Source organism: Bifidobacterium moraviense (genome assembly GCF_012932365.1).
Taxonomy (GTDB): domain Bacteria; phylum Actinomycetota; class Actinomycetes; order Actinomycetales; family Bifidobacteriaceae; genus Bifidobacterium; species Bifidobacterium moraviense.
In genome coordinates this window covers 292,303-319,053 of sequence record NZ_JAAIIH010000001.1, presented here as the reverse complement: position 1 = coordinate 319,053, position 26,751 = coordinate 292,303, and the positions used below count along the sequence as shown (strand labels likewise).

Here is a 26,751-nt window from a genome sequence, read left to right as displayed (position 1 = left end):
GGCGACGACGGCGGGCGGCGTCAGAGCTTGGCCTCCTCGTCGCAGTAGTCGCAGCGGTACTCCTGCTTGGCGGTGTGCGCGAGGTGGAACATCTGGTCGATGCCGCGTTCGGTCCTGGTCACGCAGCGCGGGTTCACGCAGGTGATGACGTTGACCATGTGCTCGGGCAGGTTCGGCTTGATCTTCTCCACGATCCTGCCTCCGCGCACCACGTCCACGGTGGCCTGACGCGCCACGAATCCGAGCACGTCGAGGTTCACGTCCTCGGCGTCCTCGATCTTGATGATGTCCTTGGAGCCGTACAGACGGCTGTCGGTGTTCATGATGAGCGCCAGCTTGGTGGTGGACGGGTCCACGTCGAGGTACTTGAGCACCTTCAGGGCCGTGCCCGCGGGCACGTGGTCGATGATGATGCCGTTCTGGATGCTGGTGACTTCCATCAGGCCTGAACCTCCTTGGGATCGAGCGGAACGTAGCCGGGCAGCTCGTCGCCGAGCAGCGAGCTTTCGAGCGCCATGCGCATGAGCATGCCGTTCTTGACCTGCTCGAAGTAGGCGGCGCGCGGGTCGTTGTCCACCTCCACGGCGATCTCGTTGATGCGCGGCAGCGGGTGCAGCACGGCCATGTCCGGCTTGGCGAGGGCGAGCTTCTCCTCGTCGAGGATGTAGGTGTCGCGCAGGCGCAGGTAGTCGTCCTCGTTGAAGAAGCGCTCCTGCTGCACGCGCGTCATGTACAGCACGTCGAGGTCGCCGATCACGGCGGCGAGGTCCTTGACCTCCACGTACGTGCAGCTCGGCGTGGCCTTGATGCGGTCGATCACGTACTGCGGGGTCTTGAGCTCGTCCGGGCTGATGAGCACGAAGTTCACGTTGCCGAAGCGGCACAGCGTCTCGATGAGCGAGTGCACGGTGCGGCCGAACGTGAGGTCGCCGCACAGGCCCACGGTGAGGTTGGTGATGCGCCCGAAGCGCGACATGAGCGTGGCCAGGTCGGCGAGCGTCTGTGTGGGGTGCATATGGCCGCCGTCGCCGGCGTTGATGACCGGCACGGATGCGGCGCGGGAGGCGACCAGCGCGGCGCCCTCCTTGGGGTGGCGCATGGCGACGATGTCCACGTAGTTGGAGACGGTCTTGAGCGTGTCCGCGATCGACTCGCCCTTGCTCACGGAGCTCAGCTGCGCGCCGGCGAAGCCGATCACGCTGCCGCCGAGGCGCAGCATGGCGGTCTCGAAGCTCAGACGCGTGCGCGTTGACGGCTCGTAGAACAGGGTGGCCAGCACGCGGCCGTCGCACGTGTGCGCGACCTCGCGCCGGTGTGCGTCGATGTACGCGGCCTTGTGCAGCAGCTCTTCGATCTGACGGGTGGAGATGTCGTCCAGAGTGACGAGGCTGCGACCCTTGAGCGGAACTTCAGGTTGTTCTGACACGGCTCACCTTTCTCATGCGTTGCGTGCGTTGCAAGGTGGCCACGTTGATGTGACCTTGTCAAGGGTAATCTACTTGCGCGACATGGCGTGTTCACCCGCCGTCCATGCCGCGTCCGTTCGCCTGTCCGCGTCTGGCCGACGTGCTGCGGACTGCAGTGGATCCGGCCGCACACTGCGGAATGAGCGGTTCCAGTCTCCGCACACCGCGGAATGAGCGGTTCCAGTCTCCGCACACCGCGGAATGAGCGGTTCCAGTCTCCGCACATCGCAAAATGAGCGGATCCAGTCCCGGGCGGACCGAATCGGGGCCGTACGGAACCAGATCCGCTCATTCCGCGCGCCATAAGGACTGGATCCGCTCATTCCGCGCGGATGTCCTGAGCCGGCGTTCGCGTCAGCGGCTGAAGCGCGTGTGGCGGCGGCCGGGGCGCACGGACAGCACGCGCACCGGCGCCTTGGGCGCGACCGGCTTGGTCTTCGAGATGCCGTAGAACAGGCGTTCGACGACCTCGCGGCAGCGGCGCATCATGCCCAGCAGCTCGTTGTCGAACTGCTGGCCTCGGTGCGCGTCGTGCCCGAGGTACACGGCGATGCCGCCCAGCGAGTACATGTCGTCGGGCAGGATGTCCGCCTGGTTGGCGCGTCCGCTCCACAGGTAGTTGCCGTTGCGCGCGGCCGTGCACATGCGCCAGGTCTGTTCGAGGATCCTCGCGTCGCCCACGTCGATGAGATGCAGCGCGACCAGCCGTTCGAGCGCATCGAGCGTGCCGCACACGCGCAGCTCCTCGTGCTCCCCCGCGTGCCGCAGCTGCAGCAGCTGCACGGTCCACTCCACGTCCGAGAGCCCGCCCTTGCCGAGCTTCAGGTGGCGGTCGCGCCGCACGCCGCGCGGCAGTCGTTCGGCCTCCATGCGCGCCTTGAGCTTGCGGATGTCCGCGAGCTGGGCGGCGGTGAGCGGCTCGTCCGAATAGCGCAGCGGGTCGGCGATCTCGGTGAGGAAGTCATGGCCGAGCACGGCGTCGCCGGCGGCGAACCGGGCGCGCAGCAGCGCCTGGTGCTCCCACGTGCTGGCCCATGACGCGTAGTATTCGCGGCAGGAGGCGTACGAGCGCACGATCGGCCCGTTCTTGCCTTCCGGACGCAGGTCCAGATCGAGTTCGATCTTCTGCTCCACGGACGTGGGCCCGGCGAGGATCTGGCGCATGTCGTCCACCACGGCCTTGGCGAACACGCCCGCCTCGTGATCGTCGGCACCGTCGGCGGGACGGTAGACGAGGATCGCGTCGGCGTCGGAGCTGAAGTTCACCTCGCCGCCGCCGTAGCGCCCCATGGCGATGACGGCGATCGAGGCGGCCGGCGCGTCCAGTCCACGCTGCGCAACCTGATGGCGCAGCCCCCAGTCGAGCGAGGCCTGGATCACCGCGTCGTACACGTCGGTCATGCCCTTCAGGCTAGCGGCGTCGTCGATCACGCCGCTCATCCACGCCAGCCCGATGCGTTCGATCTCGTGGCGGCGCATGGCTCGCAGCGACGTGGCGAAGTCGTTGATGCTGCCCTCGTTGCGCTCCAGCGTGGCGCGGCACTGCACGTCGAGGCTCCCGCGCGTGCGCACGGCGAGGTCGTCGTCGTTGCCGAGCCATGTGATCGACTCGACCGACTTGGTCAGCGCGTCGCCGAGGAAGCGCGAGTTGGACAGCACGTGGCACAGGCGCTGCGCGGCGGACGGCGAGTCGCGCAGGAACCCGAGATATTCGCTTTCGGTGCCGAATTTCTCCTCGAGCTTGCGCCAGCCGAGCAGGCCCATGTCCGGGTTCTGGCCGTTGCCGAGCCACGAGAGCACCGCGGGCAGGATGATGCGGTTGATCTTGGCCGCGCGGGAGACGCCGCTGGTCAGGGCGGCCACGTGGCGCATGGCGCTGTCCGGATCGGCGAATCCGATGGATGCGAAGCGTGTGCGCGCCGCGTCGGAGCTCAGCGTCACCTCGTCGGACCCGGCCTGCGCGGCGATGGGCAGCATGGGGCGGAAGTAGATGTCCTGATGCAGCTTGCGCACCTCGCGGCGCACCGCGTCGAACTCCTCCACGAGCTCCTCGGGGTGCTTGCCGAGCGCGCGGGAGAGCCTGCGCAGCTCGGCGTTGCGAGCGAGGGAGTCCCTGTCGATCTGGCGCTTGCGTTCGATGCCGCCGAGGCTGCCGGCGCCGAGGTCCGGGAACAGGTGGGTGCGCTTCAGGGCCCACATCTGCTGGCGGTGCTCCAGCACGCGCTCGAACCGGTAGTCGTGCGAGAGCCTCACCGCCTGCTTGCGCGAGACGTAGCCGCCGTCGGACAGCGCCTGCAGCGACTGCAGCGTGGACGTGGTGTGCAGCGACTCGTCGGTGCGCCCGTGCACGAGCTGCAGCATCTGGACGGTGAACTCCACGTCGCGCAGGCCTCCGCGGCCGAGCTTGATCTCGCGGTCCTTGAGCGGCGCGGGGATGAGGTCCTCCACGCGCTTGCGCATCTGCTGGCAGTCGTACACGAAGTTCTTGCGGGTGGACGCGGACCAGACGAACGGGCGCGTCATCTCGTAGTAGGCGCGGCCGAGCTCCTGGTCGCCGGCCACGGGGCGCGCCTTGAGCAGCGCCTGGAACTCCCAGCTTTCCGCCCACTGCTCGTAGTAGCCCTGATGCGAGTCGAGCGTGCGCACCAGCGGGCCGTCCTTGCCTTCGGGGCGCAGCCCGCCGTCGATCTGCCACAGGGCCGGTTCGGCGCAGCCCATGATGACGGACTGGCAGACGCGCTGCAGCATGGTGCCCATCTTGGTGCCCACGCGGATGAGGCGCTGGCGGTCCACGTCCGGGTTCGCGGGCTCCACCACGTAGATGAGGTCCACGTCGGAGACGTAGTTGAGCTCCTGTGCGCCCAGCTTGCCCATGCCGATGACGGCGAAGCGGCAGTCCTCGCTGCCGTCGACCTCGTGGCGCGCGATGGCCAGGGCGCCCTCGAGTGCCGCGTCGGCCAAGTCGGAGAGCATGCGGCTGATGGCCGGCTGCATGTACAGCGGGTCCTCGGCGGTCACGTCCGCGGCCATGATGGCGGCGAGGTGCTTGCGGTACGTGCGGCGCAGCTGCGTGGTGGCGTCGGCCAGGTCGAGGCCGGCCACAGGGGCCGCGGAGGACGGGTCCGCGCCGATCGCCTCGAGGATGAGCGCTCGGCGTTCCGCGGCGTTGCGCCGGTTGCTGCGGCACGGGTCCGCGGCCGCGGCGGCCACCAGCGTAGGGCGGATGCGCATGAGCTTGCCCAACTCGTCCGAGGCGCCGAGCACGGCGATGAGTCGGCGCTGGTCGTCCTCGGTGGGGGCGAGCTCGTCGAGCGTGGTGCGATGGCTCGGCAGCGCCGCCACGATGCTCTGCAGGTTGCGCAGGGCCACGTCCGGGTCGTACGCGTGCCCGAGGGCGGAGAGCAGCACCGCGAGCCTGTCGCGGGTGAGCCCCGCCTCGGAGAGCAGCCCGATCTGCCGCTTCGCCTCGTCGAGGTCGAGTATGCCGGCATGGATGAGTTCGCGCGCGCTGACCGCGCCCTGGGGATTCTGAGGCATGTCTTCCAATGTACTCGATGGCGTTCAGCGGGTGAAGAGCGGCTCCACGTTGGACCAGATGCGGCGCGTCGAACCGGGATGGTTCATGGTGTACAGGTGGATGCCGTCCACACCGTGCGAGACCAGGTCGGTGATCTGCTCGGACGCGTAGTTGATGCCGGCGGCCCTGAGCGCCTCGGCGTTGCCCTCCCAGCGGTCGAGCAGGCGGGCGAGGCGAGCGGGGATGCGCGACGCGTTGCGCTCGGCCATGCGGCGCACCGACTTGGCGCCGCGCACCGGCATGATGCCCGCCTCGATCGGCACGTCGATGCCGGCGGCGCGTGCCTTGTCGAGGAAGCGGTAGAAGTCGTCGTTGTCGTAGAACAGCTGGGAGATGAGGTGCGTCACGCCCGCGTCCACCTTGACCTTGAGGTTGGCGATGTCGTCGTCCAGCGACGCGGACTCGTAGTGTCCCTCCGGGTAGCAGGCGCCGAACACCTTCATGTCGGGGCGGCGTTCGCGGATGTATGCGACCAGGTCGCTGGCGTGCGGGAACACGCCCACGCGCTCGTGGTCGGGCAGCTCGTCGCCGCGCAGGGCGAGCACGGCGGTCACGCCGGCCTTGTCGAACATGTCGAGCGCCTGGTCGATCACCTCGTGGTCCGAGTACAAAGCGGTCAGGTGCGCCACGGTGGGGATGCCGTACTCGGTGCGGATGGTGTTGGCGATGCGCGCGGTGGCGGTGCGGTCGGACTGGGTGCCGTGGCCGTAGGTGACGGAGATGAAGTCGGGGTGCAGGCCCTCGAGGCCGTCGAGGGTGTCGTAGATGGTGCCCACGGGCGCGTTGCGCTTGGGCGGGAAGACTTCGAGGGAGAACATGGGCGTGGTCATGGGTGTCCTTTGCTGGATGGGGCTGGTGAGGGGTCCTCGTACGCCGAAGGCTCCCCCGGCGTGGGAGGAGCCTTCGGCGGGTCCGCGCTCCGGAGCGCGGATCGGTCGTTCCGGGTCCGGCGGTCAGGCTTACTTGGCGAGCCTGGCGCGCACGGCCCTGGCGGCGGCCACCATGTGCTCGAGGCTCGGCCAGGTCTCGGCGTCGCCGCGGGTCTTCAGACCGCAGTCGGGGTTGATCCAGACCTTCTCGACGTCCATCTTCGCGAGGATCTCGCCGATGCGCTCCTCGATCTCCTGCTCGGAGGGGATGCGCGGCGAGTGGATGTCGTACACGCCGGGGCCGGCCTCGGTCTCGAAGTGCGCCTCGTGGATCGCGTCGAGCACCACGAGGTCGCCGCGGGACGCCTCGAAGGAGATCACGTCGGCGTCCATCGCGTCGATGTCGCGGATGATGTCGTTGAACTCGGAGTAGCACATGTGCGTGTGGATCTGCGTGGTGGGCTTCACGGCGGAGTGCACCAGGCGGAACGCGGGCACGGCCCAGTCGAGGTACTTGACGTGCCAGTCGGACTTCCTGAGCGGCAGCTTCTCGCGCAGCGCGGCCTCGTCGATCTGGATGACCCTGATGCCGGCGGACTCGAGGTCGAGCACCTCGTCGCGGATGGCGAGGGCGAGCTGCTGGGTCTGCTGCTCGTGGGTGATGTCCTCGCGCGGCCAGGACCAGTTGAGGATGGTGACCGGGCCGGTGAGCATGCCCTTCATGACGTGGTCGGTCTTCGACTGCGCGTAGGCGGACCACTCCACGGTGATCGGCTTGGCGCGCGACACGTCGCCCCACACGATCGGGGGCTTCACGCAGCGGGTGCCGTAGGACTGCACCCAGGCGTTCTTGGTGAACAGGAAGCCGTTGAGGTTCTGGCCGAAGTACTCGACCATGTCGTTGCGCTCGAACTCGCCGTGCACCAGCACGTCGAGGCCGATCTCCTCCTGATGCCTGATGCAGGCGTCGATCTGCGCCTTGATGAACGCGTCGTACTCGGCCTTGGTGATCTCGCCCTTGCGCAGCTTCGCGCGCTCGGCGCGGATCTCGCGGGTCTGCGGGAAGGAGCCGATGGTGGTGGTGGGCAGCAGCGGCAGGCCGAGGGCCTCGCGCTGGAGCTTCTGACGCTCGGCGCGGGCGGGCTGGCGCACGAAGTCCTCGTCGGTCAGGCCGGCCACGCGGGCGGCCACGGCCGGATCGGCGGCCACGCGAGTGCCGTCGAACAGCGTCTGGTTGGCGGCCAGCGCGGGATCGGACTTGAGCTCGGCATCGTCCTTGCCGGCCAGGTCGGCGATCTCCCGGAGCTCGCCGAGCTTCTCCACGGCGAACGCGAAGTGCTTGAGCTGCTCGGCGGCGATGCCGGTCTCGCCCTCGGTGCTGAACGGCACGTGCAGCAGGGAGCTGGCGGTGGAGACGGCCACGTTGGGGGTCTTCTCCTTCAGCGCGTCCACGAGGCCCAGGCTCACGGCGTAGTTGTTGCGCCAGATGTTGCGGCCGTTGACCACGCCGGCGAACAGCGTGGTGGCGGAGTTCACGCCGTAGCGATCCACGGCGTCCAGGTTCTCGTCGCGTCCCTCGTTGAGGTCGAGGCCGACGCCGTCGAAGCCGAGGAGGTTGACGGTCTCGTACACGTCGGCGATGTGGCCGAAGTACGTGTTGAGCAGCACCTTGACGGCGCCCTTGCGCGCCGGCAGGATCTTGGCGTACAGGCTCTTGAAGAGCTCCACGTCGCCGGGCTCCTTGTCCAGCACCAGATACGGCTCGTCGAGCTGCACCCATTCGGCGCCGAGCTCGATGAACTTCGCGAGCACCTGCGCGTACACGTCGGCCACGGCGGACACCAGGCCCTTGTCCAGCTCCAGCTCCTGCGCCTCGGAGTTGCGCGCCAGCTTGAGGAACGTGTACGGGCCGATGAACACCGGCTTGGTGAGGATGCCCAGCTCCTTGGCCTCCGCGAACTCGTCGAACGCCTTGGTGGAGTTGAGCCTCACCTCGGTGGCGGCGTCGAACTCGGGCACGAGGTAGTGGTAGTTGGTGGTGAACCACTTCTTCATCGGCAGCGCGGTCACGTCGCCGGCCTCGCCCTGATAGCCGCGGGCCATGGCGAACAGCGTGCCCTCCTCGTCGAGGGACAGGCGCTGGTAGCGCTGCGGGATCACGTTGAGCAGGATCGCGGTGTCCAGCATCTGGTCGTAGTAGCTGAAGTCGTTGCTCGGGATCAGGTCGATGCCCGCCGCCTGCTGGAGCTTCCAGTGCCTGGCGCGCAGCTCCTTGGCGGTGGCGCGCACGGCGTCGATGTCGTTGGCGCCCTTCCAATAGCCTTCGATGATCTTCTTGAGCTCACGGTTCTGGCCGATGCGCGGGAAGCCGGAAACGGAAGTCAGAACGGACATGCTACCTCCTGATCGTGCAGTCTTAACCCGGCCAACCTACCACGAGGTCCCGGCACATCCGCCATCAGAACAGGTTGCATGTCGGTATAAGCGGGATTTATAGGTCCGTTCAGTCGAAGTCCTTGACGTTGAGCACGGCGAGCAAATCGCCCGAATGCACCTGCCACTGGTCGAACGGCCTGTCCGAGCCGAAGATCGCCACGGACGCGGTGGACATCCCCAGCGTGAGCAGGTCCAGCGCGCTGGGGTCGGAGCCGGACGAGGCGAGCCACTGGCAGCTGATGGACATGGTCGGCTCGTGGCCCAGGATCAGGAGCGTGCGGTTCTTGGCCGGCGTGTGCGCAAGCTCGTCGAGCACGGCCTGCACGCCGCCGTCGTACAGGCTCTGGCGGTTGTCCACGCGCGGACGGTCGCCGAAGGACTTGAGCATGCGCTCGAGCGTCTGCTGCGCGCGCGTGGCGCCGGACACCGCGATGCGGTCGGGCACCAGCCCGAGTTCGGTCAGCCCGCGGCCCACGATCTTGGCCTGCTTGCGGCCCTTGTCCGTGAGCTCGCGGCCGCGGTCGTCGCCCGTCGAGCCGAACGACTCGGCCTTGGCGTGGCGCATGATCACGAGCACGTGATCGTATCCGTCGATCTTCTTCGCCAGCTTCTTGAGATTGGTTCCCATGACGTCCCCCTTCGCCCGTGGCGCGCACGATGTTCGATGCGCTCCATTGTAGGCCGGGCAGGCAGCGTCCGGGAGATCGCACCGCGGCCCGCGACCGGGTTCGTTCCGTATCGTGGTCCGATGGGCCGCGTCCGCGTCCGCGCCTCAGCCGAGGTTGCCCACCTGACGGTCGAGATCGCGGATCACCTTGCCGAGCTTGCGATCCGAGATGTCGCGCAGCTCCAGCTCCGCGAGGTCGCGCGCCTCGGCGTCCTGCGCGTCCACGTCGGTGTACGTGTCCTTGGCGGGCCGGTCGCGCTTGCGCAGCGGAGAGACGCCGTCCGCCATGGCGCGCGAGACGAGCAGGAAGCCCGTGTGCCCCACCATCGTATGGTCCGGGCGCACGGCAAGGCCCTGCACCTTCCACGTGCGCTCCAGCAGCTCGCTCACCTGCGGCTCGGTCCACTGGTCGCTGTCGCGCAGCGCCTCGGCGAGGCGGCTCAGCTGCGTGGTGGTGGTCACGTACGCCACGAGCACGCCGCCCGGCGCGATCACCCGATGCGCCTGCTCCAGCCGGTTCCACGGGTCGAGCATGTCGAGCATGATGCGGTCGTACCAGTGCTCGGGAAGCTCGGCGGCCACGGAGTCGAAGTCGCCGGTCTTGAGGTCCCACCATGCGGGGCGCTCGCCGAAGTACACGGTGGCGTTCGCCTCGGCCACATGCGCGAACTGGGGGCGCATCTCGATGGTGGTGAGGCTGCCGGACTCCCCCACCGCGTCGAGCAGATGGATGCTCATCGCGCCGGAGCCGGCGCCGGATTCGAGCACGCGCATGCCGCGGCGGATGTCACCCAGGGACAGCACCTGCGCGGTGTCCTTGGGGTACATGATCTGCGCGCCGCGCGGCATCGACAGCACGTAGTCGGCAAGGCGGGGGCGCATGACCGCGTAGTCCCAGCCGCCGATCGCGCGCACCGACTTCCACGGCTTGTTCGCGTCGCGCTCGGGATGCTCGGCGTTGACCTGCGCCTCTCGCTTGGTGTGCACGGTGGTGACGACCGTGCCCTCCGTGGCGCCGATCACCTCGTCGTGGAGGATCAGGCCGTGCTCGGTCTGCGTGGAGCCGCCCGGCACCAGCTGGTCGGTGATCATCTTGCCTTTGCGGTCCGTGAACTGGACCTTCTCGCCTGCCGTGAGCGGCCCTCGCCTCATGTGGTTCCTCTTTCCTGTCTTCCTGCCGTCGTACTGCATGACTGTTTGCCGTATGGGCTGGGGAGGAAGTCTATCAGCGGGCGGGTATGACGCCCCGGCTAGGTATTTTCGATTCGTGTGGTGGTTTTCCCCGCATGCGTCGTCTATCATCCGCGTCATTTCAGCGAAATGGCGCGGATGATAGACGGCATCCCGCCACGGAACCACCACACGAATCGGAAATACCCGACGCCGCGGTCGGCATCCACGCCGAATCGGCCGTCGCCAGAGCCTCAGCGATCAGGTGCGGGCGTCGTAGGCGCTCGCCGTGCCGCCTTCGCCCATGACGACGCCGGGAGCGAGCTGGCGGAGTCCTTCGAGCCGGATCCATCCGCCGCGCATGCGGAGCATCGCCGCCTGCCAGCGGCCGTCATGCCATGCCGGCACGAGGGCGGTGCGCTCGAAGTCCGCGTCGAACACGATGACATCGACGTCGACATGCCATGCAGACATCCGTCGTTCACGTCCGCACGGCTACCGATGCGGAACGGGATCAGCATCAGGGACCACACCGCCGTACTTCCGAGTTCTGCATGCTTCAGACGGGAACCACCGCATAGACACGAAACGAGAACCACGCCGTTCCGCGGTTTTCGGAGAGACGATATATGGCCTTCCGCGCAAACGGCATACAGAACTCGGAGATACAGCTGCGCGTCAGCCCATCATGGCTACGGGGCTGCGAAGAGACCGTGACAGTACCCGCATGTACTGCATGCGCAGCAAACGCTGTCGTTGATCGTCGACTGCACGCATCGGCCACGTCAGCAGCTCTATGACCATGCGGCACTTCAGATCACGCAATGGCGATCCGATATGCAGAACGACATATTCCGAGCCTTGCACAGTCTCAAATGACATATGTGGTACATGGTCTTCTTGCGCTTGCGCATCATCACCGAACGCCGCACGGTCCTTCGCGCCGGCGATGGAAGAGAACGCGGATGCCAGTCCCGACAAGGGCAGCGAATCCGGCGTCGGGTTCGAAGGATCATACAGGCCGAGTAGAAGATTCGTGCCGTGGCCGATCGGAAACCGGCGCGAAGCCGTGCAACGATAGAGTCCATCCTCATTCTTCTCCAGATCATGCGCATCCGCCAACAGCGGCAGCGTCCTCCGCAGGCACTCATCGATGCCGTCATCCTGCCGATACCAGCCGATCATGCCCGGATACAAGTCGGACATGTTGCGCAGCCACAGCCGCGCTTTGCGGACAATGGCCGATGAGCTCATCCCGCATGCTCCCCCATACCCGTCATCCAGGCAATACGCCTGCATCCAGAAGCGCAGGGCGGTATACGTCACCCTCCCGGCGAACCGCCCGTCATCCTCGTGCGGCAACCGTGGAATGCCAAGGTCTCTGCTCATCGCGGTCAGCAGGTCACCTGTCATTGCGTCCGCCTCCCAGACGATTCATCAGCGCGCTGACGGCTTTCGCCGCCGATTCGGATTCATCGCGCGAGGCAGCCTCCGGCCCGAACCGCGCACATACCTGCAAGGTGACATGAGCGCCCGTCCATCGATCTCCCTCCGCCGGGTCATCGAAGCATGACGACACCGTCGCGGGAAGCGCCAATGCCGACAGCGGCAGTCTGCCGGAACGCGCTGCACGCGTCAGGCCTGTCAGTCGCTGGATGACGCGTTCCCGTCTGATCTCGACGAGGGGTCGATTGGCCGCGGCCCGGAGCATCGGATCGCGGAGCGCAGGCAGCTTGACGTACCGTTCGGTCGGCAGGTAGAACACGTGATCCCAGACTTCCGCTGCGATCAGGCGCAGATTGCCGTAGGCGCCTATCGGCAGGATGACGGTCATGTCGCTGCGCAGGCGCGACAGCGCGAACAGCAGTCCTTCGTTGACGGTGTCGAGCACGTTGTCCAGCACCAGCACGTCCGTGTTCTCGTCGGCGATGAGCCGCTCCAATTCGGCGGCATCGTTCCAGTCCGGCGGAATGCTTGAATGCTTGGCGGGTTCGCCGCGCATCGCATAGGACAGCGAATTGGCGAGCGCCGTCGCGAACGTCGAATCCACGGCGATCACGTTGGCGGCAGACAGCGTTCGGCTGCAGGCATCCGCCAGATCGAGCAGCGGGGCCGCATAGTCGTCGGACAGGGCCACTCCGCTTGTCTGGAGATTGGCGGCAAGCGTGCGCACGAAGTTGCCGCGCCCGGGTTTCACGGGGTCCTCGGCGTATGGCACGGCGGTAACGGGGCGCTCGCATGAGGCGCGAGACGCGGCCCGAATGCCGAGCTTCAGTGCGAGGTCGTCATCGATGCGTGCCAGTGCTTCGTTCTTCTGGCGTTCGATGTCCGCCAGTTCTTCGCCTTTGCGTCGTTGGATCCGTTCCAGTTCCGCTGTGGCGGAGGTGAGCCGACGATTGAGTTCGTCGATCCTTGTCTGCATCGGTTCGATCGACTTGGAGAGCTGGTCCCGGGATGCGGTTTCCTTGTCGATGAGCTGCTGCAGACCGTTCAGCGCGGTTTGCTGTTGGCTCACCTGCATGCGCAGTCCGGCCAGCTTGGCCGTGAGCTTCTGCCGTTCCTGGAACAGTTCCTGTTCCATCTGCGTTTTGCGTTTCGTTTTCTCCTCGTCGATGTCCGCGAGCGACTCGTCGCGGCATTGTCTGATGCAGGCGTTCTTGAAGGCCGGATCGTTGGCCAGCGCGTCGCGGATCAGCGCCGGCATGAGCTGATCGTCCGGGGATGCCATGCGTTCGACGACTTCGCGCAGGCGTGCGATGTCGTCGTCGGATACCTTCATGCCGACGTATTCGTTCAGGCGTTCGGGGGCGGCGAGCGCGATCCTCATCCATTGCGATACGCGGGTCCGTTCCTGTGGGCTGAATTCCAGCCCGGTCCTTGCGAAGAACCAGCGGACGTAGTCCTGCGCGTACCGTTCCATGGGTTTCAGCATCACTCTTCCCGTAGGGGTGGGAAGGGCCGCACCGTCGTACATGTACCGTTTCTGTGTGAATCCCGAAGGGCCTGGCAGTTCGAAAGATCGGATTCTGTTCAGTTCGATGGCGTAGCTGTCGGTGCTGAGGGGCGCGTTGCCGTTGAGACGGAGTCTGCCGTTCGCGCGGTCGAGCCAGTCGCGGTCGAGAAGCGCGCATTCGCAGACGTCCGCGTCGTCGTTCCTGTAGCCGATCAGGATCTTCGGGGACGGCGTGCCGAGATACGGCAGACCGCGTTCGAGTCTGGCAACGAGGTCGCGTCCGCCGTTGGCTCCGGCGCAGTCGACGGCTTCGTAGAAGGAGGGGACGCGCGCGTACGGATGTTCGAACGGATTGCGGACCTTGGCCCTATTGGGAATCTCCCTGTTGGGGCACCATCTGATGTATATGAAGTCCTCGTCGCTGCGGAAAAGGCCTTCCATGACGCCGGGGTGATAGAGGGTCACGGGGTCCTCGGGGTCGGATCTGCCTTCCCGCAGTTCCTGTGGGGTGATGGATCTGTACGCCCATCTGTATGAGACGCGTCCGGCGATGTCGACGCGTTCGTCCATGAGCCTGAGCAGTTCCGACGGTTCTCCGTTCCGTCGTCTCACCGCGCATACCGACGCACGCGTGTAATAGGATTCCGCATCGGTCCATTCCCATCCCATCAGTTGTCCTTTCCTCGGTATCGTGCGATCGTCATGCTTCGTGGCTGTCCTTGCGGCTGACGTGGTTTTTCGACGCCGAGTCGCCGCAGCGCAATCTCCATGCCGCGGCTCAGCGATGGACGGCTCCGGCCGCCGGGAGTCCATCCGGCATCGGGGTCTTGCTTCCCGTCTCCGTCTGCGCGGTCGTCGGGCGGCGTGACGTTCCCGTTTTCTCCGGGCATGACATCGTCCGCATGGCCGTCAAAGGGATGCAGGTCCTCCGGGTACCGGGGTCCCACGTATGCGGTGGTCCATGACATGCGCGGGTTCGGCTTGAAGAACACGCAGTAGGATGCCGACCGGGATTCCACGTCGGGGTTCGTTCCGAAGCCGATCAGGCCGATCGGGCGCGCGTTGGCGTCGTCGGGGATGAGCTCCCTGCGGACGATCCGGTCGTTCATCGTTCCGGCGGATCGCATGTAGGGGAAGCGATACGTGGGCGACGATCGCCTGAAGAGGGGTTCGTCGACGCCCCATACGCGCAGGCTGGGCGGCCACATGAGCTGCGCGGACCGGTCGAAGTCGGACAGGCAGTAGCCGTATCCTCCCAGCCAGTCGTCGACGTCGCCTTTCCTCGTCGACGCGGCCGATACAAGCACCGAATACACGCGCAGGCGATCATCGCCGGCGATGCGTCCCACGCGTTCCATGCGGTCGAACAGGTTCCTGGCTCCTCGCAGTCTTTCCTCGATCGCCACGATGAAGTATGCGCAGTCGGTCCGCAGCGCGGAGTGCATAGGCAGGCGCCGTCCGCCGTTGCCGCCGAACGCGTCGGAGAAGATCATGATGCCGGTGCTGTTCTGCGCCCGTCCCAGATTCATCTGCCACTGGCGTGGGACGAGGATCCGCTTTTCGAGGTTGTACAACGGGTTCGGCAGCGGGATCGTGCGGTGTCTCCGCAGCAGGTCGGGCAGCAGGTAGGCGCGTCCGTCCACGGTGACCGCGTCAGCGTCGGTCAGCGAGCGCCGCAGTCCCGTCAGACCGCGTCTTCGCAGGGCGATCTCCACGTTGAACCGGTCGGATGATCCCGGTTCGCGACGCAGGAACATCAGCAGGGGAAGCACGAGGCCGTCCTGCTCCGTGGAGGAGGTCGCATGGTATGCCTCGCAGTCGTGCGCCCATTCGTCGTTCCTGCGATGCTTGAAGTGGGGGCTCACGATCCGCGGCTGATGGCTGCCGCGTCTGCGCCCGTGTCTGCGTCCCATGGCGCTGGCGATGACGGGACGCGAGCAGAACGGGCAGTAGAACCGCACCGAAGCCGGGATCTGGCCGTGGAAGCGCGCGTCGACCTCGCGGGCGGTCACCTGCATGGCCGCCGCCATGTTCACGACCTGAACCGCGCTGTCCATGATCGCCTTTTCCTTTCGTGCCGAAGCCGTCGTGAGGCAGGCGGCGCTGCCGGCCGTGCGCCCCCGGCCGGGGACGCACGGAGTTCACTTGCCTTGCCGGAGCCGCTGGTAGGTGGCGGAGAACTCCTTGACGCGGCGCAGACTCTGCTGGCGCATCAGCGGACTGAACCAGTTGCCGTCGCCGAATCGCTGGTAGATGTCGAGACCGCGCCCGGGGATCACCAGCCAGCCGGTGTCGGTGACGATGGAGCGGTCGTGCCCCGAATCGCTGAATTCGTAGGTGAGCATGATGCCCAGCTTGCTGTACTCCGCCTGCACCTGGTTGAGGTTCTCGATCTGCCGGTCGAGGAGCATGCCTTCCTCGCTGCCGGTGATGAGATGCACCTGCACCTCTTCGGTGTGGTCGGTGTAGGCGAACACGGTTTCGAGGAATTCCGCCAGGTTACGCACCTGGTACGCCTTGCGGATGTACTGGTCCTCGATGGTGATCCGCTTGGCTCCGGCGATGTATGGTCCGAAGATCTTGCCGTAGGTTACGCCGAGCCGGTTCTCCGCGAACTTGATGTGGCCTTCCTTGGCTGCGGCGGCGGCTCGTTCGATGGGCGTGAGCTGCCTGGCTTCGGCGGGCTTGCGGGCGGCGTCATCCGGCGCTGCCGCGTCCCGTGTCTCGCCGGCCGCGTCGGATGCCATGTCGGATGCCGCGTCGGGCTTCTTTCCGTCCGCGGGCTTCGGCGCGGCGGCGGCCGCGAGCGTGTCGCCGTCTTCTGCTTCGTCCGTCTCCTGAGCCGGCCGTCCTCGCCAGTAGAGTTCCGGGTAGTCCGTTTCCTCCAGGGTGCGGACTGCGATGGGCTCAGCGGATCCGACCCGCGTGTAGCTGAAGTCGACTTCGGCCATGGTGGGGTCGATGCGGCACAGCTGGTCCTTGACGCGCTTGCGGCCTTCGATGGCGCAGCGCAGCAGGGGCTCCATCTGTTCCGGGGTGGCGGCGCCGTCCGGGTAGATGAGCTTCATGAGCCCGGAGAAGGTCTTCCGCACGCCGTCCTTGTCGCGGGTGCTCAGCGTGGGCGAGAGCGTGAAGTAGCGCTCGTATGCGGATCCGTGGTCCATGTCGCGCTGGTTGTGCAGGATCTCCGCCAGATAGTCGACGACGAACCCGTATCCGCGGGTGAACATCTCGGGGCGGATCTGCTCGAATTCCCATCCGGGCACGTAGTAGTGGATGCGGTCGAGGAATGCCGGATCGTGGTACTGGGCGGGCAGCTCCTCGAACAGGTCGGTGTTCTTGAGCATGTAGGGCACGTTGTGCGACGTGTTGCCCACGAACACGAGGGACGCTTCGGCCTGCATGGTGTTGCGTCCACGCGAGAACGACTTGTTGGCCATGTAGTTCTTCATGATGTCCACGAGCGCCCGGTCGGCTTTCTTGGCCTTGCCGGCGAACTCGTCGAACGCGACGGTGTCCCAGTAGCCGACGAGGCCGATCTGTCCGCTTGAATTGTTGACGAACAGCTTGGCCGCCGTCACTTCGCCGCCGGAGATGAGCATGCCGTGCGGCGAGAACTCGGAGTAGATGTGCGACTTGCCGGTGCCCTTGGGGCCGAGTTCGATGAGGTTGTAGTTGCGTTCGACGAACGGGATCATGCGCACCAGGTGCAGCAGCTTGGCCCGTTCGGAGAACAGCGCCGGGTCGAAGCCGATGGACTGCATGAGCAGGTCGATCCATTCCTCCGCGCTGAAATGGGATCGCATGCGCAGATAGTTCTCCCGGTCGTCGTGCGACATCTGCACGGGCATGAGGCGCTGCAGCCGCCACGGCACGTCCTTGGGGTCGCCGGAGTAGGCGTAGACCAGCGTGCACATGCACCAGATGCCGGTGACGAGCAGCTTCGGATTGCTCTTGACCGTGCCCGGGTCGACCACCACGCGGCTGATGCCGAGGTTCTCGAACGCGGCCTCGTACTGGTCGAGCTTCTCGTTGAGCGCCACCTGCACCTTGTCGATGATCTGGTAGCGGCCCTTTTCGCGGATCTTCGACTGGATGAGGTTGGCTTCCTCGCGGTGCACGTAGTTGTCGGCGAGGATGGCGCGCACCCGGTCCACGCCGGCGTCGATGCTGGACTGGTCGGTGGTGGTGGCGTACTTGCCGAGCAGGTACTCCAGCACGTAGGAGGGCACGAGGGCGTTGCCCTTGACCTTGCCGACCAGATCCTTGCGCACGGTGTAGCTGGAGAACTCGGCGGTCATCTTGCGGTCGAGGTCGTTCATCGCAGGCGCCGCGGCCTGTGCCGGCGTCACGTCCGTGTGCTCGTTGTCTGTCATGCTCCTACCTTACGCCTGATGCCGACGCGCGTCTGCGCGTCAGAAATCGAAGCCGTCGTCGATCACGAGCCCGCGCTGGAGCCGGTATTCGGCCTTCTCGTCGAGGTCGCGCATCTGGCTGGATCCGTCGATCCGCTCCTTGAGCCGCAGCTCGATGACGGCGTTGTTGAACCGGTCGGCGTCCGTGGTGAGCAGGAACGTGGCGGGAACGTGACGCTCGGCGGGCTCCTTGGACGCGGACGCGAACGCGAGCGGCACCTCGTTGGAGATCAGCGTCGCGCGTCCGTCCTTCTCCACGCCCCACAGTCCGGCGAGCACGGTGCGTTCGAGCACCTTGCCACCCACGGGCTCGTCCTGCAGGAAGTCGACGGTGATCTGCCCGGTGGTGATGCGGTCGGTGTTCTGCAGGATGTGGAACTGCACGCGACGTGTGTCTCCGGCGGCCGAGCGTCCCTTGTTGATGTGCACGACCGGCACCACGATCTCCGGCAGCGAGGCGCCGCCGTGCACGTATCGTGCGCCGTCTCCCTGGAGACGCAGCCGGTGGATGCCGTTGGGCACCTGGACGGTCACGCGCTCGCCGTTCGGATCCGACAGTCCGATCTGCGCCGCGTCGAACGTGGCGAACGCGGGTTTGGGCACGAGGCCGGAGCCGATGACGAAGCGGCGCTTGCGCCGCCAGATCGCGTCGCCGGACGGCTGCTCGCTGAGCCATTCGGCGTCCGTCACGTCATGGTCCTGATAGAGGAAGCCATGGTCGGCGGTGACGATCATGTTGGTCACGTTCGCATTGGCAAGCCGCTTGACGATGACGTCCAGATCGCCGAGCGCGCGTTCGCAGGCGTCGAACACGCTCGACTCGCTGGCGGCCTTGTCCCCCACCGCGTCGATGGCGTTGTGGTAGACGTACAGCACGCTGCAGGATTTCACCAGCTCGCGGCATTCATCCAGCTTCATGTGGACCAGGTCCTGCGCGTTCACCGCGGCGCCGCCCACCCCGGCGAGGATCGCGGCGCGGGCTTCCAATCCCTTGGTGGACCGGCCGTCCGCCTGCACGGAGTAATGGTCGGACGGGTCCAACGCCAGCGTCGCGTGCGGCAGCAGCGCGGCCATGCCCAGCTGCGTGTACGAGGGCAGCACGCCGAGCTGCGCCTTCATCGTGGCGCTCCAGCGGCTCTGCGCGGCCATGCGCTCGCGGAATTCCTCGGCCACCTCGTAGCGCAGCGCGTCGGAGACGATGACGGCGATCTTCCTGCCGGCGCCGGTCACCGTGCCGACGTTGCGCTGGTAGAAGTCGGCCTGCGCGGGCACGTCGATGATGGACCAGTCGTCCATGGCGCTGACCTGCCGCTGCCATACGATGCCCAGATCGGTCTGGTAGCGGGCGTACTCCCGTTCCAGATCCTCCGCGACGGCCCTGCCGCTGAACGGGTGGCCGGCGTCCTGCCATGCGGCGACGAACCGGCGGTAGAAGCCGTCCACGCGGTACAGGTCGTCGGCGTAGAGCCGGAATCCGCTCTGCGGCGAAGCGATGGATTCCATGACGGGGCGCGCTGCGTGCAGCCGGGCGCGCAGCGCGCTGGCGGCGGCGATGACGGCGTAGTCCTTGGCGAAGGCGTCATGCCACAGGCCGTACCGGCGCGAGGCGACGATGCGCTGCACGTCGTCGTCGGACACGCTTTCGTTGCCCAGTCCCGCGTACAGCAGCTCCACGATCTGCTCGTCCACCTCTTTGAAGACGTCGCGCGTCTCCAGTTCCTGCAGCTGCATGCCCGTCACGGTGCCGGTGAGCGCCAGGTCGGCGAACGCTTCGTCGGCCAGGGTCCGCAGGGACGGCATGAACCGGGGATCGTTGCGCCACATGTCGAAGTCGCGGCGAATGTTCGCGTAGTGGTCGGCTCCGTGCTCGGCGTCGGTGAATCCGTTCCATGCCAGTCGGAGCAGCCAGAGCATGAAGTCCTTGACCGTGGGCTGCGGCAGCTGCTGCGCGGCGTCGAACCGGTAGATGCGTCGGGTGCCGTCCCAGTGATAGCCCGTCAGCCCCATCGCCTTGATGCGTTCGATGCCGCTCGCGTCGCCCTGCGCGTGCTGTTCGAGCAACCGTCGCCAGATCGACTGCAGGCTGTGCTCCCCTGCCGGCAGGTCCAGCAGCACGGCGACCATCTTCGCCCGGAAGTCGAGCGCGTCGTCGTTCGCCCGCAGTCGCGGCGCCAGCTTCGCCACCAGTTTGTCGTCGTCGAAGAACGCCGCGGTCTGCTTCATGATGGCGAGCCATGCGTCGCGCGTCTGGGCGGATGCGTCGTGCGGGAACAGCTCGTTGACGATCATGGACAGCTTGTCGGCCGTGAAGATCGGCGCGTAGGCCAGTTCGAGGTCGAGCAGCCAGTTGTCGTCGTCCGCGGGCATCGCGCCGGTGAGATAGACGAGGAACTTCGCTTCGGGCCGTTCGATGAGCATGCGGTACTTGAGCGCGAACGGGTTGCGTTCGAGCCGCAGCACCTCCACGTCGCGCAGCGCGTCGAGCTGCGCGTCCGGCCCGGCGATGCCGTCGAGCTGATCCGCAAACTCGCCGTGCTCGTCGTGCCAGAACACGATGCGTCCTGCGCCGTGCGCCGTGCCGTCGAACGCGTCGTATCGTGCCGCCAGCATTCGGGCGATCTGCGTGCTGCCGCTCATGCGAGTTCCTTTCCGTGTGCTCGGGTGTCGAGTATGGACGACACTTCTCAGCCTTTTACCCCAAGGTGTCGAGTACGGTCGACACGTCTGCTCGTCAATGGCCGCTGTCCGACGCGGCCGCAAGCACGTAGCGGGTGGATCGTGCGGCGCCGATGCGTCGCAGCAGGCCGCGTGCAACCAATTCGGACAATATTTTCCTCGCGCGCCGATCTTGAACGCCAAGCGATTTGCCGATCTCACCTGCAGTTGCTTCACCATGTTCGCGCACGTACTGATACGCAGCACATTGCCCAGCTGAAAGACTATCCTCGGTATCCGGCACTTTGTCCTCGGTATCCGGCACTCTGCCCGCGGTATCCGGCACTTTGTCCTCGGTATCCGGCACTCCAGACACAGTATCCGGCACTTTGCCCTCGGTATCGCGAACCGCATCCGTCTGCCGGTAGATGTTGATGCGCAAGTCGGTGTCCCCGCCAAGAAACTCCGGTTCACGCAGTCCAGCCTCGCGTACCTCCGCGATGATGCGCGGAATGCCGCTCCCCCAGTGTTCGATGAGCCGCATGTAGGAGAATGCCGCCGCCAGCGCCTCGTTGCGAATCTTCGAGTAGCCCTCCTTCATGCGCTCGATGGTCTGCCCCATCGGCAGACGGCCGGGCGACGTGATTTCGAGCCGGTCGTCGTAGATGGCGATCTGGATGCTGGAGTGGTCGATGTAGCTGCGGTGCACCACGGCGTTGACGATGAGTTCGCGGATCGCGTCCGGCGGGATCTCGTACACGTCCTGCCGGTACACGCCGTTGAACCGTGCGCCCATGTGGATGTTGCGCAGCACGTACTGATACGCCTGTTCGATCAGTTCCCACGGCGTGCCGGTGAATTCGCGCCGATCCACGAACACGGCCTTGGTGCTGCCCTTGAACACGCCGCACTGGACGACGGAACGAATCGGGCCGTTATGCCCGGTCAGGATCGCAAATGCGTTCGTCGGCTTGAGATCTCCGTCCCGCTCGGTCAGCACACCCCACGATAGCAATTGCTTGACGGTCACGGGTTTGATCTCGTCGCCGTGCTTCGCATTGGTTCTGGCCACCGCCGTCATCGACTCGCACAGTTGTTCGATTGCCTCGGAAGTTGCTTCCAGCCCGAGGCATACGGTCTGGTCGAAACTGCGGTTGCTGCCTTCGAACAGCAGCTCCTTGATGGTCGCCTCATCGGCCTGCCGCGTGGTACCGGCAACGCGCACGAACGTGCCCTGATCGCGGCCCATCGACCTGATGAAATAAGGCCGCTGCGCGCCGGGCAGGATCTCGGCGACGATGACGGTTTTGCCGTCCACGTCCCGCATGGAGATGTCCGGGATGATGAGCGGCTCGCAGCTGTCCGCGATGGCGTTGGAGATGGCGTCCATGATGGTGAACACCTGATCGTCCGGCACGCCGACCACGTTGAGCGTCCGGTCCTCGATGCCGAACACGATGCGTCCGCCCTCACCGTTGGCGAAGGCGACGGCCGTCTTCGTGTACTTGATGCTGCGGTCCGGCAGGGCGACCTTGTACTCGACGTTCCTGGATTCACCGGAGAACATGCTCGTTCTGGCTCCCATGGCGATCACTCTTCCAATGGGTTGGTGGGCCAAGTCCAGGATTGGACGGTTTTGCGTTTGGCTTCGATGGGCCTGATGGCGCGCACGGCCTTGCCCATGCGCAGGTAGTTCACCAGCACGCCGTCATCGAGGTCGATGGGGAGGCTGCGGGTGGCGAGAGGGTACAGCACGTCGCGCTCGTAGTCGGTGCACTCCCTGATGGCGAGGCGCAGCTTCTCGCCCTTGCGCACCTCGGCGGCCTTGGCCGAAGCGAGCAATGCTTCGGACTGGGCGTTGAGCTTGGCCGTGAACTCGCGCAGGTACTTGAGCACGGTGTTCGTGGTGGCGGGCGCGTACCGGTGCAGGTAGACGAGCGCCTTGAACGTGCCCTTGTTGTCGGTGCGGCTGGAATACATCCAATAGATCGGGCGGTTCCTGTACATCTTCACGTGATCGTCGTAGAAGTCGGCGGCGAAGTACTTGCGCAGCGGCTTGCCGAGCACCTGTTCGATGTACGCGATGTTCGCGTTGAGATTCTCCTCGCCGCACGCTGCGGCGAGGAACTCGCGGAAGCGGGCGACGATGTCGTCCTCGAACCACTCCTCGTCAGTGATGGGGATGACATTGTCCGCGTCCGGCTCGAACATGGGATCCGGCACCTCACGCAGATAGTCGTCGATGGTCTCGCCCTGCGAGGCAAGGATGAGTCCCGGCTTGTCGAGCGAGTACCGGCCAAACATGCAGCCGACCGCATAGGAGATGATCTCCTTGACGATGTCTCTGGTCATGAGTTCGTCGCGCTCGGCGGGCGTGGCCCTCGGGTAGGCGAATGCCGGATTGCGCTTCAGCGAAACGCGCTCGATTGGCACGTCGCACGGCACCTCGTCGCGCACGCCGTACGCGTCCGCCACCAGCTCGTTGTTGCGGATCTCGCGCTGGCGCTGCTCCTCAGCGATGGTCTTGCACTGCTCGATGTATGCCGGGATCATCGCACTCAGGCTTGCCCCGTCAGGGGTGTTGCCGTCAGAGCTGGCTGTGCGATAGTTGCACAGTACTTCCAACCGTGCAAAATCCCACGAAGTCTCGTAGGAATCCCAGTCAGTTTTAGACGCATATATCAGATCATCTACAAGTTTCTCAATATTCCGACCAGTAATAGTTTTCACGGGAAGTGTGCCAACCGTATCTGAAACAAAACTAAGAGTAGGAGACAAAGAAGTCACCAAATCTACAGCAAAAGAAGAATTGCAGATAGCTGCAAGATCCCATAATTGACATCCATTACCAACAAAAATACCAATCGCCGATGATCCAAGAATAAAACCGGACGGATAATAACGAACAGCAAAAGATCCGGAACTTATTTTTGACCACCCTAAGCCTGGATGAAAATAGAATTGGGGACTACGAACTACAGATCGAGGACGACAACTATATATATCTCGTCCATTATTTTCCCAATTAATTACCCAGATTTGATTACCATACCATTTACGCCAATCTCCGCCCTTATTGAAGGGGAACCACTTGCCCACAGATCGTTCCGCAGTTTCTTGTGAATCAGCATTAACGATTAAAAGACGACTATTTATCTCCCAAAAGAAACGCATAAATCGATCTCCATCGGAAGAGGAAAGGCCCTGGCGCAAAACACTTGCATCTTCCAGCGAGGGAATCTTCTTATTGGATACAATACTCCGCATGGCATCGGATAACCAATACGCAATCGGTGAGCCGGGAATCTGGGCGAAATCCTGCTGGTTGACAGTGAATACATTGTATTCCTTATCGAGGAACAGGTCTTCAATGGTCTTCACAGATCTCACATCGACATGCTTCTCAAAAAGCCTACGATAATAACCATTTCGACCATCACTGTTCGTGTTATGAATAACAAACGCAACGCTGCCAAAATCAGAACCGAAAATGCCACGGCCCAAATCGATAAAAGAATCGATGTGACAAGACGACAACAGCCACGCGCGTAAATCCTCAAAGGATGAAAGAGAAATCCATGATGGCAGGTTAATGATTCCCCAATACCCATCATGAACAACCAATTGAGCAGCTCGCATCATGAAAGAAGTCATCAGATCCTTGCTGCCGGCCTTGTAATTCTTGTTCAACCATTTCTTGAGCAAATCACCCATGTTTCCCGCCCCCATATATGGCGGGTTGGCAATGACCGCAGCATATTTGCGGGCGAGGTAGGCGGTCTGGGTGAGCACCTGATCGCCGCGTTCGATGAGGTGCTCGTCGAAGAGCATCGTCGCGTCCGCGTGGGTTATGTTGTCGGCGAGCGTAGCCAGCTCGCGGTCCGGCTGGATCAGCGAGCCGTATACGTCGGCATGCCGGTACGTGTTCCACGTCTCGGCGTCGAAGGTCACGCCGTAGAGCTCGTTGAGCTCGGAGACCTCCTCTCCGGTGAAGTATTCGGGCGTGATGCGCTGGATGTTGGGCTGGACCTGACGGCCCTTGCGGAAGAAGCGACGGTAGCGGCCGCGCGCCTTCATCGTCAGCGCGAAGGCGGCGAGGTTGGCGGCGCGCTCGTCGATCTCCATGCCGAACAGGTTGTGCTTCAGGATCAGGCCGGGGATCTCGTTGGCGGAATAGCCGGCCTCGTCGTAGATGTCGTAGAGCAGGTCGAACGCGTAGGTGAGCATATGGCCGGAGCCGCAGGCGGGGTCGCAGACGGTGAGGGACTCGGGGGAATCGATGCGGAGGACCCCCTCCGTCGGCTTCGCCGACACCTCCCCCTGAGAGGGGGAGGCAAGGGATGGAGCGGATGCCGAGGCCTCCTCCGGGGAAGGGGAGGCAGAGGAACCAGCGGCAAGGGCGGGATCGATGTAGTATTCCCAGGATTTGTGGAGCTGGGACTCGGGGTGGCTCTGCGTCCACAGGCGACCGACCGTGTTCTGCACGAGGTACTTCACGATCCAGTCGGGCGTGAACAGCTGCGTGGCGGCGGGAATCTCCGAGGCGCCGGCCTTGCGGTTCTTCTTGAAGCCGGCCATCACCTCATCCTTGCGCTCGGCGATGTAGAACTGGTAGAGCCATCCGATGATCTCCACATTGCCCTGCCCTTCGCTTCCCACGCAGTCGGCCACGGGCATCGCCTCCACGACCCTGCGCAGCACGGAGTCGGCGGCAAGCAGATCGGCAGGCATGAGGATCTCGTCGGCGGCGCCGACATTGTCGAACATGAACGGCAGGAACTCGTGCCAGTATGCGCAGTAGGCGCGCAGCAGCAGGCCATACGCCTCGCCCTGCGGATCGTTGCTCGGTTTGGAGCCATCCAGCAGCGCGGCGATCGTCGGCGCCAGCTTTTTGTCGGCGCCTACGCCCATGCCGAACACGTCATCGTCGAACTCGCCGCGCCTGGCCGCCGAAAGCACCGCCGGCAGCGCATGAGGATTGTCTGCATCCTCGCCGGACACCACGTGCGGGCTGGTGAAGTCGTTCGCATCCATGTAGCGCAGCGCGATGATCCGATTGAACCAACGGTAGGCGTGGCGTTCCGCGGTCCTGGCACGTCCCGGCTCCCCGCCGCCGTTGGCCTTGATCTCCTCCTTCAGACTGTCGAACGCGCGCGGGTTGTCCACGCTCGCCGCCGAAGCCGGTTCCATGGCCGCGTCCAGATTGGCGCGCACCGACTTCATGAGCTCCGTGCGTGCCTGCGCCGCGAACGCCTGCAGTTTGTTCGTGTTCATGCCTTCCGCTCCTCTCCTTCGCCGAGCAGCCAATCCAACGCGTACACCTGCCGTATCCCCTCATGGGAGACCGGACGCTCGTCGTCCAGCGTGATCAGCGTCTTCGGATAATTGTCCCGCACCGCGCGCAGCGACGACAGCTCGCGTTCCAGCGTGTTCGGATCGTGCACGGATTCGCTCACCTGGTAGTATCGCGGCCCGTCCGTGCCGTTGGTGACGAAATCGATCTCGCCGCCGGCGCCCTGCCCTACGAACACGTCGCCTTCCCGGCGCATCAGCTCAAGGAACACCACGTTCTCCAGCAGACGCCCGGTGTCACGCACCCTGTTGGAGCACAACATGCGGCGCATGCCCAGATCCACGGCATAGTACTTGCGTTCCAGCCGCAGGGCACGCTTGCCCTTCACGTCGTAGCGCCTCACCGGATAGAAGATGAACGCCGCCGCCAGCCCCTCCAGATAGTTGGACACCGTGGGCGACGATATTTTCGTGCCCATCGAGGTCATGGCGTCCGCGATGGCCTTGGGGTTGACGAGGTTGCCCACGTTGTCGAACAGATAGCGGGTCACCGTCTCCAGCGCCGCGATGTTGGAGATGTTCAGCCTCGCCGCCACGTCCTTGAACAGCACGGTGTTGAGGATGCCGTCGAGGTAGTCGTGCAGCATCGTCTCGTCGCCGGCGAAGCCCACCGTGGCCGGAAGTGCGCCGTCATGCAGGTACTCCGACCATGCTCGCTGCATGGTCATTCCCTCGTGCGCCCGCGCGCTCCAATACTCCGCGAACGACAACGGCGTCATGGAGATCTCCACGAACCTGCCGGATATCAGCGTCGCCAGCGTCCCGGACAGCAGCGTGGCGTTCGACCCGGTGACGTACAGGTCGATGCCGCCTCTGGCCTGCAGGCTGTCGAGCGTCTTCTGAAAGTCCGGCACGTTCTGGATCTCGTCGATCAGCACGTAGCGTCTTCCCTCCCCCGCCGCGCACCGTCGGAGGATCTCCTCGTACAGGCGGTGATATTCGAGGAACGGCTCGTTGTCCAGCAGCTCGAGATTGATGTGCACGATGGATTCCGGCGCAACACCGTAGCGCTCAATCAGCCTTTGCTTCCACAGCAGCATCAGGGTGGACTTGCCGCAGCGGCGCACGCCGGTGATCACCTTGACCACGTCGCGGTCCTTCCACGCATCCAGTCTGCGCAGATACTGCGGTCGGTCGATCATCGGCACCACCTCTACATAAAACGCGTTTGCACTAAAAAAGATTATGACA

At 64.9% G+C, this 26,751-nt stretch carries 16 protein-coding genes; all 16 read right to left on the bottom strand.

The window, feature by feature from the left end; all coding sequences use genetic code 11:
• Positions 1-20: 20 nt before the first annotated feature.
• On the bottom strand, positions 21-440 hold the full coding sequence (locus G1C96_RS01375) for an aspartate carbamoyltransferase regulatory subunit (protein WP_169274852.1): 420 nt from the start codon (positions 438-440) through the stop codon (positions 21-23).
• Entirely contained in the window at positions 440-1,426 is a 987-nt protein-coding gene (gene pyrB / locus G1C96_RS01370) for an aspartate carbamoyltransferase (protein WP_169274851.1), read from the bottom strand. The genes G1C96_RS01375 and pyrB overlap by 1 nt, the downstream gene beginning before the upstream one ends.
• A 394-nt stretch (positions 1,427-1,820) precedes the next feature.
• Positions 1,821-5,003, bottom strand: coding sequence for a bifunctional [glutamine synthetase] adenylyltransferase/[glutamine synthetase]-adenylyl-L-tyrosine phosphorylase (locus G1C96_RS01365; protein WP_169274850.1), 3,183 nt, complete (start codon positions 5,001-5,003; stop codon positions 1,821-1,823).
• A gap of 24 nt (positions 5,004-5,027) precedes the next feature.
• The gene (gene metF / locus G1C96_RS01360; protein WP_169274849.1) at positions 5,028-5,873 is read right to left on the bottom strand and encodes a methylenetetrahydrofolate reductase [NAD(P)H]; all 846 of its coding nucleotides are present in this window, start codon (positions 5,871-5,873) and stop codon (positions 5,028-5,030) included.
• Between the two features lie 129 nt (positions 5,874-6,002).
• Positions 6,003-8,306, bottom strand: coding sequence for a 5-methyltetrahydropteroyltriglutamate--homocysteine S-methyltransferase (metE, locus tag G1C96_RS01355; RefSeq protein ID WP_169274848.1), 2,304 nt, complete (start codon positions 8,304-8,306; stop codon positions 6,003-6,005).
• Between the two features lie 109 nt (positions 8,307-8,415).
• Entirely contained in the window at positions 8,416-8,976 is a 561-nt protein-coding gene (locus G1C96_RS01350) for a SixA phosphatase family protein (RefSeq protein ID WP_169274847.1), read from the bottom strand.
• Positions 8,977-9,120: 144 nt separating this feature from the next.
• The gene (locus G1C96_RS01345; RefSeq protein WP_169274846.1) at positions 9,121-10,167 is read right to left on the bottom strand and encodes a tRNA (adenine-N1)-methyltransferase; all 1,047 of its coding nucleotides are present in this window, start codon (positions 10,165-10,167) and stop codon (positions 9,121-9,123) included.
• Between the two features lie 279 nt (positions 10,168-10,446).
• The gene (locus G1C96_RS01340) at positions 10,447-10,659 is read right to left on the bottom strand and encodes a hypothetical protein (RefSeq protein WP_169274845.1); all 213 of its coding nucleotides are present in this window, start codon (positions 10,657-10,659) and stop codon (positions 10,447-10,449) included.
• Between the two features lie 204 nt (positions 10,660-10,863).
• On the bottom strand, positions 10,864-11,598 hold the full coding sequence (locus tag G1C96_RS01335) for a hypothetical protein (RefSeq protein ID WP_169274844.1): 735 nt from the start codon (positions 11,596-11,598) through the stop codon (positions 10,864-10,866).
• Positions 11,588-13,807: a hypothetical protein gene (locus G1C96_RS01330; protein ID WP_169274843.1), complete on the bottom strand. Its 2,220-nt coding sequence runs from the start codon at positions 13,805-13,807 to the stop codon at positions 11,588-11,590. Before G1C96_RS01330 ends, G1C96_RS01335 begins: the two co-directional genes overlap by 11 nt.
• A complete protein-coding gene (locus tag G1C96_RS01325; RefSeq protein ID WP_169274842.1) occupies positions 13,807-15,195 on the bottom strand; it encodes a competence protein CoiA family protein in 1,389 nt (462 codons plus the stop codon). Before G1C96_RS01325 ends, G1C96_RS01330 begins: the two co-directional genes overlap by 1 nt.
• 84 nt (positions 15,196-15,279) lie before the next feature.
• The gene (gene brxL, locus G1C96_RS01320; RefSeq protein WP_169274841.1) at positions 15,280-17,514 is read right to left on the bottom strand and encodes a BREX system Lon protease-like protein BrxL; all 2,235 of its coding nucleotides are present in this window, start codon (positions 17,512-17,514) and stop codon (positions 15,280-15,282) included.
• Positions 17,515-17,553: 39 nt separating this feature from the next.
• A complete protein-coding gene (gene pglZ / locus G1C96_RS01315; protein ID WP_169274840.1) occupies positions 17,554-20,190 on the bottom strand; it encodes a BREX-1 system phosphatase PglZ type A in 2,637 nt (878 codons plus the stop codon).
• 94 nt (positions 20,191-20,284) lie between these two features.
• On the bottom strand, positions 20,285-21,775 hold the full coding sequence (locus G1C96_RS01310) for an ATP-binding protein (protein ID WP_240945039.1): 1,491 nt from the start codon (positions 21,773-21,775) through the stop codon (positions 20,285-20,287).
• Positions 21,776-21,798: 23 nt separating this feature from the next.
• Positions 21,799-25,482, bottom strand: a complete 3,684-nt coding sequence (pglX, locus tag G1C96_RS01305) for a BREX-1 system adenine-specific DNA-methyltransferase PglX (RefSeq protein ID WP_169274838.1) — start codon at positions 25,480-25,482, stop codon at positions 21,799-21,801.
• The gene (locus G1C96_RS01300) at positions 25,479-26,702 is read right to left on the bottom strand and encodes an ATP-binding protein (protein ID WP_169274837.1); all 1,224 of its coding nucleotides are present in this window, start codon (positions 26,700-26,702) and stop codon (positions 25,479-25,481) included. Before G1C96_RS01300 ends, pglX begins: the two co-directional genes overlap by 4 nt.
• Positions 26,703-26,751: the final 49 nt, after the last annotated feature.